This window comes from Mycolicibacterium bacteremicum (genome assembly GCF_002086115.1).
Classification (GTDB): domain Bacteria; phylum Actinomycetota; class Actinomycetes; order Mycobacteriales; family Mycobacteriaceae; genus Mycobacterium; species Mycobacterium bacteremicum.
On the sequence record NZ_MVHJ01000011.1, the window covers coordinates 58,963 to 73,461 of the forward strand.

The window sequence follows — 14,499 nt, forward strand, 5'->3', positions numbered from 1 at the left end:
GCTAGTTCACAGCTGCGCGGGCGTACGCTATATCCGCGCTGAATACGTCAAACCCGAGGCGGCGGTACGTTTTCACGGCCGCTGTGTTGTTGCCCTCGACGTACAGTGTGACATCGGCCTCAGGACCCAGGCGGCGGGCCAGATGATGCAGCCCCAGCAAAGTCAATTCCGCGCCGAGACCACGGCCCTGGGCGGCCGGGTCGACACCGACGACGTACACCTCGCCCAGCGCGGGGTTGTGCACCTTGGTCCAGTGAAAGCCCAACAACCTGGCACCTTCGAAGGCCAGGAACAGGCCCTGCGGGTCGAACCAGGATTCGGCCCGCCGTTCGGCGATCTCGGCCTCGGTCCAGCCGCCCTGCTCCGGGTGCCAGGAGAATGCCGCGTTGTTGACGCGTAGCAACTCCGCATCGTCACTGCTCCCGGCGTACGTGCGAACCTCGTGTTGCGGTGTCAGCGGAGGCAGGCCGGCCAGCGGGCGACGCATCTGCAACAACTCGCGGACCGGGTGCAGGCCGAGCGCGGCCGCGGTGGCCCGGGCCGCAGGCAGATCGCCGTGCGCCCAGATCCGGGTCCCGGCGTCACCGGCGGCTAGTCCGGTGCCGATGAGCTGCGCCCCGATCCCGCGGCGACGGTGATCCGGGTGCACCACGGCCTCGGCCATGTCCGGAGTCAGATTCAGATAGCCCACCACCGCGTCGCCCTCGACGGCCAGCAGGTGGCGGGTGTCATCGCGATCGAGTTCGCGCAGCACCTGGTCTCCCACCGGCGCCACCCCGTCACGATCGGTGGCGATGCCGATCAACTCGGTGATCCGCGCCCGGTCCTGCGCGGAGAGCCCGCGACGCCAATCGATCACTGGCCGCGCATCGGGCCGAGTGAGTTTGTCGCCGAACCGAATTCGGATTCCCCGAGATCACCGTCGAGCTCGCCGTCGAACTCCTCGTCGAGTTCGTCGGCGCTCGGTGCGGGAGCACCACGGCCGCGGGCCGGCCGGACCGCCTTGTAGCCGACGTTGCGCACGGTGCCGATCAGCGCCTCGTATTCGGGTCCGAGCTTGGCGCGCAGCCGTCGCACGTGGACGTCCACGGTGCGGGTGCCGCCGAAGAAGTCGTAACCCCACACCTCCTGCAGCAGCTGCGCCCGGGTGAACACCCGGCCGGCGTGCTGGGCCAGGTACTTGAGCAGCTCGAACTCCTTGTAGGTGAGGTCGAGCGGGCGGCCGCGCAGCCGGGCGGTGTAGGTGCCCTCGTCGATGACCAGCTCACCCAGGGTGACCTTGCCGACGCTCTCCTGGTCGGCCACGCCGCCGCGGCGCCCGATCAGCAGGCGCAGCCGCGCGTCGATCTCGGCCGGGCCGGTGCCGGGCAGCAGGATCTCGTCCAGACCCCATTCCACGTTGACCGCGACCAGACCGCCCTCGTTGACCACGGCGACCACCGGGATCGAGGTGCCGGTGGTGCCGAGCAACCGGCACAGGCCGCGGGCGGCCGCCAGATCGGTGCGGGCGTCCACGATCGCCACATCGGCGCTACCGGCCTCCAACAGGGAGGACACCTCGGTGGGCGCGGTCCGGACGTTGTGCGCCAGCAGGGACAATGACGGCAGCACGGTGTCGGGATGCGGATCGACTGTCAGAAGTAACAGTTCCAAAAGTTCCTCCTGCGTCCTGGATCGTCCCCGGGACATCGGTGTCGGAGGCAACTTCGGAGATTCATGCCGGACATGTAACCGTTACGACCGACGATCGCCCAACAATACCGTGCCACCTGGCACTTAGCAGACCCGAACGCACGGGCGCCCGGAGCCGGCGGCGCGGGTGGGCCAGAATGATCGGGTGCGCAAGCTCCTGATCGGTGTCATCTCGACCGTCGTCGCGGTCATCGTCGGCGCCGTCGGCACCGACTTCGGGGCGGCCATCTACGCGGAGTACCGACTGGCCCGCAGCGTGCGCACGGCCAACCACCTGTCCTTCGACCCGTGGGTGAGCATCCTGGGATTCCCATTCAGCACCCAGGCCCGCGCGCACCGCTACGACGAGCTGGAGATCCGCGCCGCCGGCGTCGAGCACCCGGTGACGGGCAAGGTGTCCCTGGAGGCGACGCTGCACCAGATCGACCTGACCGAATCGGGCTGGCTGATCGGCCCGCAGGCCGTGCTGCCGGTCGGCAAGGTGGAAAGCCGCATCATCCTGGACTCCACCCACATCGGCCGCTACATCGGTATGAAGGATCTGCTGGTCGAGGCGCCGACCCGGGAGACCGAGGACGGCTTCACCGGGGTGACCGAGTCGGGCATCTCCAGCGGCCGGGATCTGGTTTTCACCGGCACCCCCGACGGTTTCGACGAGCGCGTCAGCGTGGCCGTGGACCTGACGCTGGCCGATCCCGGTGACACCACGCTGGTGATGACGCCCACCGGCGTGCTGACCGGGCCCGGCACCGCCGATGTGCCGGTGGCCGAGGACGACACCGCCGCCGTGCTCAAGGCGTTCGCCGGGCGTATCCCGGGCCAGCGGCTACCGTTCGGACTGCGGCCCACCACCGCGGGCGCCCGCGGCTCCGACCTCATCATCGAGGGCATCGCCGACGGACAGACCATCAGCCTGGACGGGTTCAGACAGTCATGAACACTTCGATGACGATCGTGATCGTGGTGGTGATCGCCGTGCTCGGCCTCGGCTACATCGTCGGCAAGCTGATCTCGTTGCGCTCGGGGATGCTGCGCGCGGCCGACGAGGCCGCCAACGTCGACACCAGCGATCTCGGCCTGTCCACCGACGGACCGACCATCCTGCATTTCACCGCCACCTGGTGCGGTCCCTGCGCGGCGGTCCGCCGGGTCGTCGATCAGGTCGTCGCCGATCTTCCCGCGGTCGCGCACGTGGAGATCGACATGGACCAGAATCCCGAGGCGGCGCGGCGACTTTCGGTGCTGAGCCTGCCGACGACGCTGATCTTCGACGCCGACGGGCATCCGCGCTACCGCACCACCGGCGTCCCCAAGGCCGCTGACCTGCGCTCGGCCTTGGAACCTCTATTGGCCTGACGGCGGTGGGTGCGGGTATTGTGTCCGACGTGACCGCCCGTCTTGAGCTGCTGCTCACGAAACGCCGCACAGTCGATCTGTGCCGCACCGCGGGTTGTTGCTGTTGTTGTCGTAGCTGCTGAGTAGCCGCACCCGTTTTCTGGTGCGCATGCTCTCGGAGGCGCCCTCGTGGCCTGCCCCAATCCGGTCCAGCCAAGCAACAGGAGCACGCACATGCCAATCGATCAGGTCGACCAGGTGGACGTCCGCGGTCCGCGGTTCGTCGCCTGGGTCACCACCGCGGTACTGATCGTCACGCTCGTCGTCTCGGCCGTGAGCGTTCCTGCCGCCGCGGCCATCCTCGGGTTGCAGACCCTGGTGTTCGCCGTCGGCGCCACGCTGGGGCCGCGCCGCCACCCCTGCGGCAGGGTCTACGGTGCGCTGATCGCCCCGCGTCGGGGCCCGGCCACCGAGACCGAACCGGTCCCGCCACTGAAGTTCGCCCAGCTCGTCGGATTCGTCTTCGCACTCGTCGGGACGCTGGGCTTCGCGCTCGGCGCACCGGCGGTCGGCCTGGTGGCCACCGCCTTCGCGCTGTTCGCAGCGTTTCTCAACGCGGCCTTCGGCATCTGCCTGGGCTGCCAGATCTACCCGCTCGTCGCGCGGTTCCGCCGCGTTCCCGCTTGACCCCCGTAGTTCAACCGAAAGGAATACTTCATGGCACGCTCCGACGTCCTGGTCTCCACCGACTGGGCCGAGAGCAATCTCGACGCACCGAACACGGTGTTCGTCGAGGTCGACGAGGACACCTCCGCCTATGAGGGCGGGCACATCGCCGGCGCCGTCCGCATCGACTGGAAGACCGAGCTCCAGGATCAGGTCAAGCGCGATTTCGTCGACCAGGAGCAGTTCTCGAAGCTGCTGTCGGACAAAGGCATCGCCAACGACGACACCGTCATCCTCTACGGCGGCAACAACAACTGGTTCGCCGCCTACGCCTACTGGTACTTCAAGCTGTACGGCCACGAGAACGTCAAGCTGCTCGACGGCGGCCGCAAGAAGTGGGAGCTCGACGGCCGCCCCCTGGTGACCGAGGTCAAAGACCGCGCCGCCACCACCTACTCGGCCAAGGCGCCCAACAACGACATCCGCGCCTTCCGTGACGAGGTCATCGCCGCCATCGGTGAGAAGAACCTGGTCGACGTGCGCTCCCCCGACGAGTTCTCCGGCAAGATCCTCGCCCCGGCGCACCTGCCGCAGGAGCAGAGCCAGCGCGCCGGTCACATCCCGACCGCCATCAACGTGCCGTGGAGCAAGGCGGCCAACGAGGACGGCACCTTCAAGTCGGATGAGGACCTGGCCAAGCTCTACGCCGAGGCGGGCCTGGACGGCGACAAGCTGACCATCGCCTACTGCCGCATCGGCGAGCGTTCCTCGCACACCTGGTTCGTGCTGCAGGAGCTGCTCGGCCACAAGAACGTCAAGAACTACGACGGTAGTTGGACGGAATACGGCTCCCTGGTGGGTGCCCCGATCGAGTTGGGAAGTTGATATGTGCTCTGCCCCGAAACAAGGACTGACGTTGCCCGCCGGCGTCGACCTGGAGAAGGAAACCGTCATCACCGGTCGTGTGGTCGACGGTTCCGGCCAGGCCGTGGGCGGCGCCTTCGTCCGGCTGCTGGACGGCTCGGACGAGTTCACCGCCGAGGTCGTCGCGTCGGCCACCGGTGACTTCCGGTTCTTCGCGGCGCCGGGCAGCTGGACGTTGCGCGCGCTGTCGCCCGCCGGCAACGGTGACGCCAGCATCAGCCCGACCGGTGCCGGCATCCACGAGGTCGACGTCAAGGTCGCCTGAGCAGCACGGTGGTCACCGCGCCCGGGCCTCGACTCGAGCGCGGTGACCGTCGGCGGTTAGGATCATTCTCGTGGTGCTGTTCTTCGAATTCCTGCTCGTGGTGGCCGTCGTCGTCATCACGTGGTTCGCGCTGTACGCCGTCTACCGGCTCGTCACCGACGAGGGGTGAGCGGCCCGACGCCTTCGGACGGCGAGTCGGTCGCGCCCGGCTCGGGCGACCGGGCGGTAGCGGCTGCGGCCGAACGGGCCAAGGTGACCGCGGCCCGCAACATCCCTGCCTTCGACGACCTTCCGATTCCCGCGGACACCGCCAATCTGCGCGAGGGCGCCGATCTCGATGGTCGACTGCTGGCGCTGTTACCGCTGGTCGGTGTGTGGCGCGGCGAGGGCGAGGGCCGCGACGCCGAGGGTGACTACCGCTTCGGCCAGCAGATCATCGTCTCTCATGACGGCAATGACTATCTGACCTGGGATTCCCGGTCGTGGCGGCTGTCGGAGACCGGCGATTATCTGGGTTCCAGCCTGCGCGAGACCGGTTTCTGGCGCTTCGTCAGCGACCCGGCCGATCCCGACGAGACTCAGGCCATCGAACTGCTGTTGGCCCACTCGTCCGGTTTCATCGAACTCTTCTACGGCAGCCCGCTCAACCAGGCGTCCTGGGAGCTGGCCACCGACGCCCTGGCGCGCAGCAAGTCCGGTGAACTGGTCGGTGGCGCCAAGCGGCTGTACGGCATCGTCGAGGGCGGCGATCTGGCCTATGTCGAGGAGCGCGTGGACGCCGACGGTGGGCTGGTCCCGCATCTGTCGGCGCGCCTCACCCGCTTCATCGGCTGAACACCGACCCCGGAAACGGAGCAGCCCCCGAGCCGTTTGATCTTGGTTGGACCAACCAAGGGCTCGGGGGCCGGGTGGCTGCTTGGGATTCGCCAGCGCTCGCAGGTTGCGCGAAACGCGTGTGCGAAGAGCCAAGAAGCTCGTCACACTCCTGGTGCTGCTAGCTAGCAGCCACCTCACTTGTCCGTATGTCTATCAATTTCTCGGACCACCTCCCTTCTTGTGTACGGCCGACCGTACTCCCGAAACCGGGGTCCGACAACCGATTTAGCGGGTGATGGCGGTATCGATGAGCCGGGTCATCTCGGTTGCGCGCGGCGCGTCGGCCAGCGCGACGCCGTCGAGCGTGTGCACCCGGGCAGCCAGCGTCACCGCGGAAACCAACCAAACACCCTGGGCAGCAATAAGATCCGTGACGTGCAGCGGCCGGTAGGCGCAGTCGGCGGCCGCGCCGAACAAGGCAGCGACGGTGGTCCCCGGCAGGATCGGTAGCGCCGCCGGGGGCGGACTCACCAGGGTTTCGCCCATAGCGATCACGACCGATGAGCGGGGCCCCTCCAGCACCGCACCCGCCGCGTCGACGTAGATGACATCGTCCGCGCCACGACGGTGTGCCTCCCGCAACGCCGCCGAGTTCGCGGCATAGGACAGTGATTTCGCCCGCGTGAGCGGGCCGCGGGGACCGGGATCGAGGGTTATCGCCGCCACCCCGTCGCGCCGCGCGCGCAGGACACGCTCCGGCAGATCAGAGACCGTCACGAACGATATCCGCGGCCCGTGCACCAGCCGCAGCACGCCGTCGCCGGCCCAGCGCGCCATCGCTGCGGCCACGGCCGCCCGCCAGCGGGCGGGGTCCGGCACGGGCAGCCCGACCACCGCCGACGATGCGACCAGCCGATCCAGGTGATCGTCGAGCAGGCAGGGCCCGCCGGTCCGCACCAGCATGGTCTCGAACACCCCGGCACCGCGGGTCAGCATGGGATCGACCGGGCACACCAGCGGGTCGTCGGGCGCCCGCACGGTGCCGTCCAGCGTCACCACCACATCGGCGGATCGGGGGCCCATCCGGGGAAGCGTAGCGGCCGTAGCATGGCTGCATGTCTGCTGTTCCCGCTCCCGAGTCAGGTCCGGACGCCGGCGCGATCTGGCACTACGGGGATCCGCTCGGCGAGCAACGCACCGCAGCCACCGCGGCGGTGGTGGTGGACCGCTCGCACCGGGCCACCCTGACGCTGACCGGAGGCGACCGCAAGAGCTGGCTGCACACCATCTCCAGCCAGCACGTCAGCGAGCTACCCGACGGCGCGGTGGCCGAGAATCTGAGCCTGGACGGTCAGGGGCGTGTGGAAGATCACTGGCTGCAGACCCAGCTCGACGGGGTCACCGTGCTGGACACCGAGCCCTGGCGCGGCGAACCGCTGACGGCGTTCCTGCGCAAGATGGTGTTCTGGGCCGACGTGGCGGTCGAGCCCGCCGACCTGGCGGTGCTGTCGCTGCTCGGGCCGGCCGCGCCGAAAGCGCTGGCTGATCTGGGCCTGGTGGTGCCGACCGCGCCGTGGACCGCCGTGGCCCTGCCCGACGGCGGCTTCCTGCGGACGGTGTTCGCCGACGAGTACGACCTGGTGGTCCCACGGGCGAGCGCGGCGGACTGGCGGGCCCGCCTGCACGGGGTGGGCGTGCAGTCGGCCGGGGTCTGGACCTACGAGGCGCACCGGGTGAGCGCGCTGCGACCGCGGTTGGGCGTGGACACCGACGAGCGCACCATCCCGCACGAGGTCGGCTGGATCGGCGGGCCCGGCCTGGGTGCGGTGCACCTGGACAAGGGCTGCTACCGCGGGCAGGAGACCGTCGCCCGGGTGCACAACCTGGGTAAACCGCCCCGCATGCTGGTGCTGGTGCAGTTGGACGGCTCCACCGAGCGGCCGATCACCGGGGATCCGCTGCTGGCCGGCGGTCGCGCCGTGGGCCGACTCGGCACGGTGGTCGACCACGTCGACGACGGCCCCATCGCCCTGGCCCTGGTCAAGCGGGCCATCCCGACCGACACACCGCTGGTCACCGGCGGCCAGATCGCGGTGGCCGCGGCCATCGAGGCCGACTCCGTGCCCGACACCGAGCATGTCGGCGCGGGCAGACTGGCGGTCGAAAGGCTGCGCAGCGGGCGCTGAAACCGCGCCAGGTAGGGCCTACCAGCGGTCCGCCCCGCGGCACGGTAAAGTATCGGCAGGACAATAAACACACTCAGATCGGAGCCGCCTGCAGGTTGGGCCGCTCCGTTATTGCGCGAGGGGGTCCCCTATGGGCCGCGGCCGGGCTAAGGCAAAGCAGACCAAGGTTGCTCGAGACCTGAAATACAACACGCCAGAGACTGATTTCGAGCGGCTTCAGCGCGAACTGTCCAACAGCGGTCACAGCAACGGCAGCTCCGACGACTTCAGCGGCGGCGCCGATGATTTCGGTGGACCCGCCGATCGCTATGCCGACGAGGACGACTGGCGCCGCTGACGCGCGCCGGCCCCGCGGCCGATCAGAACCGCGGGTGTCGTCCGACGAGCTGAGCTCGTACCCCATCCTTGGCGCCCTTGGTTACGGTTCCGACCGTCCAGCACGCCAGGTGACGAGCGGTCAGAATCGCCAACGCGCGGTCGGTGTCCTCCGGCGCGACGATGGCGACCATGCCGACGCCCATGTTGAACGTCTTCTCCATCTCGGCGCGCTCGATGCGACCGCGCTGGGCGATCATGCCGAAGACGGGCGCCGGGGTCCACGTGCCGCGGTCCAGTTCTGCGACCAGGCCGGGCGGGATGATGCGTTCCAGGTTGCCCGCGAAGCCGCCGCCGGTGATGTGGCAGAACGTGCGCACCTGGGTCTCGGCGGCCAGCGCCAGGCAGTCCTTGGCGTAGATGTAGGTGGGCTCCAGCAGCTCCTCGCCGAGGGTGCGGCCGAACTCCTCGACATGGCCAGACAGGTCCATCCGGTCGATCTCGAGGAGCACCTTGCGGGCCAGTGAGTAGCCGTTGGAATGCAGGCCGGTGGACGCCATCGCGATGATGACGTCGCCGGGCCGGACCCGTTCCGGGCCGAGCACGTTGTCGGCCTCCACGACGCCGACGCCGGTGGCCGAGATGTCGTAGTGATCGGGCTCCATCAGGCCGGGGTGCTCGGCGGTTTCCCCGCCCAGCAGCGCGCAGCCGGCCAGCACGCAGCCGTCGGCGATACCCGAGACGATCGCGGCGACCCGCTCGGGCACGGTGCGGCCCACGGCGATGTAGTCCTGCAGGAACAGCGGCTCGGCACCGCACACCACCAGGTCGTCGACGACCATGGCGACCAGGTCGAGGCCGACGGTGTCGTGCTTGTCCATCGCCTGGGCGATGGCCAGCTTGGTGCCCACGCCGTCGGTCGAGGACGCCAGCAGCGGCTCACGGTAGCCGTCGCGCAGCGCGAACAGCCCGGCGAATCCGCCGAGACCGCCGCGGACCTCGGGCCGGGTCGCCCGCTTCGCCAGTGGCTTGAACAGTTCGACGGCGCGATCGCCCGCCTCGATGTCCACTCCGGCCGTTGCATACGAGATGCCCTGTTGTTCGTCGTGCCCCTGACCCATGTCAGCGACCCGCCCGTTGAAGCTCGCTCATCGCGCCCAAGGCTACCCGGTCAGCGTCGGCGCACCGCATCGTGCAGACCGGTCCCGCCCGCCCCGTCATTGTGAGAGCGTGACCGGTCATGACCAGATTGTGTGCGGCCCTGCTCGTCGGCGTATGTGCGGTGTCGGTGGCGCCGACCGCGGGGGCCACCCCGGGGGTCGGGGTGCAGGCGCGGATCTTGGTGCAGTCCAACGGCGACGGCTCCGACTACGTCACCAAGGAGCTGACCATCGCCCCGGGCGGCAGCACCGGCTGGCACTGGCATCCCGGTCAGGTGTACGGCGTGGTGCGGTCCGGCACGCTGACGCACTACTCGGCGAACTGCGCGGTCGACGGTGTCTATCCGGCCGGCAGTCCCATCACCGAACAGACCGGGCCCGGCTATGTCCACATGGGCCGCAATCTGGGCCCCGACCCGCTGGTGATGTGGGTGGGCTACATCGTGCCCACCGGTTCCGCGCTGGCGGTCGACGCCCCGGACCCGGGGTGCCCCGGCTAGGGCCGGCGCAGCGCGTCGGCGTTGTCCCCACCGGCCTTCGCCGACTCCAGCGGGATGCCGTTGCGGGCCGCATTGGCCAGCATGTGCTCGATGACGTTCTTGCCGAGCGCCGATTCGCCGGGCAGCTCGATCGGGTACTGACCGTCGAAACATGCCGAGCACAACCGTGAGGCGGGCTGTTCGGTGGCCGCGACCATGCCGTGGTGGCTGATGTAGCCCAGGGTGTCGGCACCGATGGCACGGCGCACCCCCTCGAGCATCTCCGACTCATCGGCGGAGTTGCTCGCCGAGTTGGCGATCAGCTCGGCCGGGGTCGCGAAGTCGATGCCGTAGAAGCACGGCCATTTGACCGGCGGCGAGGCGATCCGCACGTGCACCTCGACCGCGCCGGCCTCGCGCAGCATCCGGATCAGCGCCCGCTGGGTGTTGCCGCGCACGATCGAGTCGTCCACGACGATCAGCCGCTTACCGCGGATGACCTCCTTGAGCGGGTTCAGCTTGAGCCGAATGCCCAGCTGGCGGATGGTCTGCGAGGGCTGGATGAAGGTGCGCCCGACATAGGCGTTCTTCATCAGGCCCTGGCCGTACGCGATGCCCGAACCCTGGGCGTAGCCGACGGCAGCGGGAATGCCGGACTCGGGAACACCGATGACGAGATCGGCGTCGACGGGGTTCTCGGCGGCCAACCGCCGCCCGATGTCGACGCGGGTGGCGTGCACGGACCGGCCGCCGATGACGCTGTCCGGGCGGGCCAGGTAGACGTACTCGAAGACACAACCCTTGGGGGTCGGGTTCGCGAAGCGGGTGGAACGCACCCCGTCGGCGTCGATGGCCAGCAGCTCACCGGGTTCGATGTCCCGGACGAAGGAGGCGCCGACGATGTCGAGGGCGGCGGTCTCGGAGGCGACCACCCAGCCGCGGTCCAGCCGCCCCAGCGACAGCGGGCGCACCCCGTGCGGGTCACGCGCGGCGTAGAGGGTGTTCTCATCCATGAAGGTCAGGCAGAACGCGCCGCGCACGGTCGGCAGCAGTTCCAGGGCGGCCTGCTCCAGTGAGGAGTCGGCGGCGCCGTGGGCCAGCAGCGCGCCCAGGATGTCGGAATCGGTGGTGGCCGCGGGGGCCCCGCGGGTCTCGATCAGGCCGGCCTCGCGGGCCCGGGTCGCCAGTTCGGCGGTGTTCACCAGGTTTCCGTTGTGGCCCAGCGCCACCCCGGTGCCGGCCGCGGTGTTACGGAAGACCGGCTGGGCGTTCTCCCAGGTGGTCGATCCGGTGGTCGAGTAACGGCAGTGTCCGACGGCGACGTGGCCGTGCATGGCGGCCAGCGTCTGCTCGTCGAAGACCTGACTGACCAGCCCGAGATCCTTGAACACCAACACCTGGGAGCCGTCCGCGACAGCGATACCCGCGGCTTCCTGGCCACGGTGCTGCAGCGCATACAGCCCGTAGTAGGTGAGCTTGGCCACATCCTCGCCAGGTGCCCAGACGCCGAAGACGCCGCATTCTTCTTTCGGTTCGTTCTCTTCCGGCTGTTCAGGCTCGAAGGTCACGATGGCTGCTCCCTGGGGGCTGGGGGTGACGAGGCCAGTCTACGGTCATCCGAGGCCAAACACTCAACTCCGGCGATGGTTTTCGTCACTGCCGGTACGGGGGGCAGCCCCATGTACGTGCCCGGGCCAGGCAACTACCGTCGGCACCCGTGTGGCATCCAGTGACGAAGGTCGCATTCCGGTTCTGCTTCCTGTACTTCGGTGTGTTCTGCCTGTGGTTCGCCCAGATCACGTTCGCGTTCGCCGGCGTGCTGGCGCTCTGGCTGCCACCGCAGGCCGTGATCTGGCAGATGACGCTGACCGCACCGGTCGTCGAGTGGCTCGGCCGCACGGCGTTCGGCGTCGACGCGCCGCTGCGCCTCGATTCCGGCAGCGGGGACCAGGCCGTGATCTGGGTGTCGCTGGCCGGCCTGCTACTGATTGCCCTCGTCGGCACCCTGGTCTGGTCGGTCCTGGACCGTCGACGCACGGACTACGCCCGGCTGGCCGTGTGGTTCACGGTGTTCCTGCGGCTGTGCCTGGGCGGGCAGATGCTGCTCTACGGCTTCGCCAAACTGATCCCCACCCAGATGCCCGCCCCGCCCCTGGCGGCGCTGCTACAGCCGTTCGGGCAGCTCAGCCCGATGTCGGTGCTGTGGTTGCAGGTCGGCACCTCCCACCCCTACGAGATGGCCCTCGGTGCGGTGGAGGTCGCCGCCGGCGCGCTGCTGTTCTGGCCGCGGACCGCGCTGCTGGGTTCGTTGTTGAGTGCGCTCAGCATGGGGCAGGTGTTCCTGCTGAACATGTCCTTCGACGTGCCGGTGAAGATCCTGTCCTCGCACCTGCTGCTGATCAGCCTGGTGCTGCTCGCACCGCACCTGCCGCACCTGATGAATGTGCTTGTGCGCAACCGGCGTAGCGATCCGGCGCCGCCGGCGCGGCTGTTCGGGTCGGAACGCTCGAACCGGATCGCCGTCGCCGTCCAGGTGGCACTGGGCGTCTGGGTCGCGATCGGCTTCGCGGCGGTGGGGTGGCAGTCCTGGCACGATTACGGCGACGGCCGGACCAAGCCCGAGCTCTACGGCATCTGGACCGTCACCGAATTCCGTGTCGACGGCCGCCCGTCCCCGCCGCTAATCACCGATGAGTTCCGTTGGCAGAAAGTGGTTTTCGACAATCAGGAGCTGGTCACCATCCAGCGGATGGACGGCAGCCTGCGCGACGCGCCGGTGCAGGTGGACATTCCGGGCGGCCGCATCGTGATGACGACACCACTGCCGCTGCCGGACGGCAGGAGCGCCCCGACGCCGGACCCGGCACCGTTTGCCGAGTTCACCGTCGACCGGCCGGCTCCGAAGCGCCTGGAGCTGACCGGCACGGTGCAGGGTCGCCCGGTCAGCATGACGCTGGACGCGGTGGATCTGTCGAGCTTCCCGTTGCGCAGCCGCGGGTTCCACTGGGTGCAGGAGTATCCGTATCTGCGCTGACCTCAGAGCGTGACCAGGGGCAGCGCCTCGCCGATCTCGGCGGCGCGCGAACCCGACAGATGCAACGCCGAATCGTCCATCCCGGTCAGCCCGGTGACGAGCCGCAGCCAGGTCCGCGGATCGGTCTCCACCACATTGGGCGGGGTGCCGCGGGTGTGCCGGGGGCCCGCGATGCACTGCACGGCGACGAACGGCGGCACCCGCACCTCGACGCTGGCGCCCGGCGCAGCCGCGGCCAGGGTGCGTGCGGTCAGCCGCACGGCCGCCGCGATCTCGGCCCGCGCCGGATCCGGCTGCGCGTCGTCGCGCAGCCAGGTCGCCACGGCCAGTACCGCGGCGCGTGTCTCTGCCGGATCGGCAGTGCGACGGGCCACCATCGGATTAGTGTCGCAAAGTGGCTTTCGTCGACCGGTCGGCACCGCCGTACCGGACGGCGGGCGCGATCGCGCTGGTGCTACTGACCGTGGCCGGTGTGCTTCTCCACCAGCAATTCCGCGGTGAATTCCGGTCCCGTGTCGACCTGACGCTGCTCTCGCCACGGGCGGGTCTGGTGGTGGACCCCGGCTCGAAGGTCACCCTCAACGGTGTCGAGATCGGCCGGGTCAGTCGGATCGCGGGCACCCCGGCCGGGCAGGCCCGGCTGACCCTGCGGGTCGACCCCCGGTACCTGGCTCTGCTGCCGGTCAACGTCGACGCCGAGATCAAGGCCACCACCGTCTTCGGCAACAAGTACGTGGCCCTGACATCGCCGAGAAACCCTGTGGCACAGCGGGTCGACGGACAGCGGGAGATCACCGCGACGTGGGTCAGCACCGAGTTCAACTCGCTGTTCGAGACGGTGCTCGCGATCGCCGAGCAGGTGGACCCGGTGCTGCTGAACCAGACGCTGACCGCGGCGGCACAGGCGCTCGACGGGATGGGCGCGGGCTTCGGCCGGTCACTGGAGGACGCCGACGCCGTCCTGGCCGCCGCCAACGAACAGTTCCCACAGTTCCGGCGGGACGTGCGCGGACTGACGGCGCTGGCGGACATCTACGCCGACGCCGGACCGGATCTCTTCGACGGGCTGGCCGCGGCGGCCGACACCGCGGCCACCCTGGACGACGCCCGCGGTGCCGTCGACCGGGCACTGATGGCGGCGATCGGTGTCGGCGACACCGGTGCCGACATCTTTGAACGCGGAGGCCCGTACCTGGTGCGCGGTGCGCAGGATCTGCTCCCCACCGCCACGCTGTTCGACTACTACAGCCCGCAGTTGTTCTGCACGCTGCGCAACTATCACGACGCCGCGCCGTTGATGGCTCAGGTGTTCGGCGGCGACAACGGGTTCTCGCTGGCGTCGGCGGGCACCATCTTCGGCCTCGGCGGAGTGGGCAATCCCTATGTCTACCCGGACAACCTGCCGCGGGTGAACGCCCGCGGCGGTCCGGGCGGGCGGCCGGGCTGCTGGCAGAAGATCACACGGGAGCTCTGGCCCGCACCGTATCTGGTGATGGACACCGGGTTGTCGATCGCGCCGTACAACCATGTCGAACTGGGCTCGCCGATCTTCACGGAGTACGTCTGGGGCCGCCAGATCGGTGCGCCGACCATCAACCCGTGATCAGTTGACCTCAACATACATTGA

At 69.2% G+C, this 14,499-nt stretch carries 18 protein-coding genes; 12 read left to right on the forward strand and 6 right to left on the reverse strand.

The window, feature by feature from the left end:
* Position 1 precedes the first annotated feature (1 nt).
* Together mshD and BST17_RS14950 are read right to left on the reverse strand one after the other, a co-directional pair.
* Positions 2-859, reverse strand: coding sequence for a mycothiol synthase (gene mshD, locus BST17_RS14945; RefSeq protein ID WP_083059386.1), 858 nt, complete (start codon positions 857-859; stop codon positions 2-4).
* Complete coding sequence (locus tag BST17_RS14950) at positions 856-1,653, reverse strand: winged helix-turn-helix transcriptional regulator (RefSeq protein WP_083059387.1); 798 nt, start codon at positions 1,651-1,653, stop codon at positions 856-858. Before BST17_RS14950 ends, mshD begins: the two co-directional genes overlap by 4 nt.
* A gap of 166 nt (positions 1,654-1,819) precedes the next feature.
* Between BST17_RS14950 and lmeA the strand changes: the two genes are divergently transcribed.
* From lmeA to BST17_RS14980, 7 genes are all read left to right on the forward strand, one after another.
* Positions 1,820-2,629 (forward strand): mannan chain length control protein LmeA, encoded by an 810-nt coding sequence (gene lmeA, locus BST17_RS14955; protein ID WP_109750146.1) that lies wholly within the window; start codon positions 1,820-1,822, stop codon positions 2,627-2,629.
* Positions 2,626-3,048: a thioredoxin family protein gene (locus BST17_RS14960; RefSeq protein WP_083059388.1), complete on the forward strand. Its 423-nt coding sequence runs from the start codon at positions 2,626-2,628 to the stop codon at positions 3,046-3,048. The genes lmeA and BST17_RS14960 overlap by 4 nt, the downstream gene beginning before the upstream one ends.
* A gap of 29 nt (positions 3,049-3,077) precedes the next feature.
* Complete coding sequence (locus BST17_RS29970; RefSeq protein WP_350355557.1) at positions 3,078-3,170, forward strand: putative leader peptide; 93 nt, start codon at positions 3,078-3,080, stop codon at positions 3,168-3,170.
* 91 nt (positions 3,171-3,261) lie between these two features.
* Positions 3,262-3,714: a DUF4395 domain-containing protein gene (locus BST17_RS14965; protein WP_083059389.1), complete on the forward strand. Its 453-nt coding sequence runs from the start codon at positions 3,262-3,264 to the stop codon at positions 3,712-3,714.
* Positions 3,715-3,744: 30 nt separating this feature from the next.
* Positions 3,745-4,578: a sulfurtransferase gene (locus tag BST17_RS14970; RefSeq protein WP_083059392.1), complete on the forward strand. Its 834-nt coding sequence runs from the start codon at positions 3,745-3,747 to the stop codon at positions 4,576-4,578.
* A 1-nt stretch (position 4,579) separates the two neighbouring features.
* Positions 4,580-4,882 (forward strand): DUF1416 domain-containing protein, encoded by a 303-nt coding sequence (locus tag BST17_RS14975; protein ID WP_083059394.1) that lies wholly within the window; start codon positions 4,580-4,582, stop codon positions 4,880-4,882.
* Positions 4,883-5,047: 165 nt separating this feature from the next.
* Positions 5,048-5,716, forward strand: coding sequence for a heme-binding beta-barrel domain-containing protein (locus tag BST17_RS14980; protein ID WP_083059396.1), 669 nt, complete (start codon positions 5,048-5,050; stop codon positions 5,714-5,716).
* A gap of 267 nt (positions 5,717-5,983) precedes the next feature.
* On the opposite strand, the gene BST17_RS14985 is transcribed toward BST17_RS14980, so the two are convergent.
* Positions 5,984-6,781, reverse strand: a complete 798-nt coding sequence (locus tag BST17_RS14985; RefSeq protein ID WP_083059398.1) for an aminotransferase class IV — start codon at positions 6,779-6,781, stop codon at positions 5,984-5,986.
* A gap of 32 nt (positions 6,782-6,813) precedes the next feature.
* Here BST17_RS14985 and ygfZ point away from each other — a divergent pair, with 32 nt between their 5' ends.
* Positions 6,814-7,884, forward strand: a complete 1,071-nt coding sequence (gene ygfZ, locus BST17_RS14990; protein ID WP_083059400.1) for a CAF17-like 4Fe-4S cluster assembly/insertion protein YgfZ — start codon at positions 6,814-6,816, stop codon at positions 7,882-7,884.
* Positions 7,885-8,014: 130 nt separating this feature from the next.
* A complete protein-coding gene (locus tag BST17_RS14995) occupies positions 8,015-8,221 on the forward strand; it encodes a DUF3073 domain-containing protein (RefSeq protein WP_083059401.1) in 207 nt (68 codons plus the stop codon).
* Between the two features lie 22 nt (positions 8,222-8,243).
* On the opposite strand, the gene purM is transcribed toward BST17_RS14995, so the two are convergent.
* Complete coding sequence (purM, locus tag BST17_RS15000) at positions 8,244-9,320, reverse strand: phosphoribosylformylglycinamidine cyclo-ligase (RefSeq protein WP_083059403.1); 1,077 nt, start codon at positions 9,318-9,320, stop codon at positions 8,244-8,246.
* Between the two features lie 119 nt (positions 9,321-9,439).
* Here purM and BST17_RS15005 point away from each other — a divergent pair, with 119 nt between their 5' ends.
* A complete protein-coding gene (locus BST17_RS15005) occupies positions 9,440-9,859 on the forward strand; it encodes a cupin domain-containing protein (protein ID WP_083059404.1) in 420 nt (139 codons plus the stop codon).
* On the opposite strand, the gene purF is transcribed toward BST17_RS15005, so the two are convergent.
* Complete coding sequence (purF, locus tag BST17_RS15010) at positions 9,856-11,406, reverse strand: amidophosphoribosyltransferase (RefSeq protein ID WP_083059406.1); 1,551 nt, start codon at positions 11,404-11,406, stop codon at positions 9,856-9,858. The two genes, BST17_RS15005 and purF, sit on opposite strands and share 4 nt — an antisense overlap.
* A 149-nt stretch (positions 11,407-11,555) precedes the next feature.
* On the opposite strand from purF, the gene BST17_RS15015 reads away from it, so the two are divergent.
* Positions 11,556-12,872: a DoxX family protein gene (locus BST17_RS15015; protein ID WP_234807687.1), complete on the forward strand. Its 1,317-nt coding sequence runs from the start codon at positions 11,556-11,558 to the stop codon at positions 12,870-12,872.
* 2 nt (positions 12,873-12,874) lie between these two features.
* Here the strand turns inward: BST17_RS15015 and BST17_RS15020 are convergent, their stop codons facing one another.
* Positions 12,875-13,249 (reverse strand): sterol carrier family protein, encoded by a 375-nt coding sequence (locus BST17_RS15020; RefSeq protein ID WP_083059409.1) that lies wholly within the window; start codon positions 13,247-13,249, stop codon positions 12,875-12,877.
* A 17-nt stretch (positions 13,250-13,266) separates the two neighbouring features.
* On the opposite strand from BST17_RS15020, the gene BST17_RS15025 reads away from it, so the two are divergent.
* Positions 13,267-14,475 carry an MCE family protein gene (locus BST17_RS15025; protein WP_083059410.1) on the forward strand — a complete coding sequence of 403 codons (1,209 nt, stop codon included), beginning with the start codon at positions 13,267-13,269 and terminating at the stop codon, positions 14,473-14,475.
* The last annotated feature ends 24 nt before the right edge of the window (positions 14,476-14,499 follow it).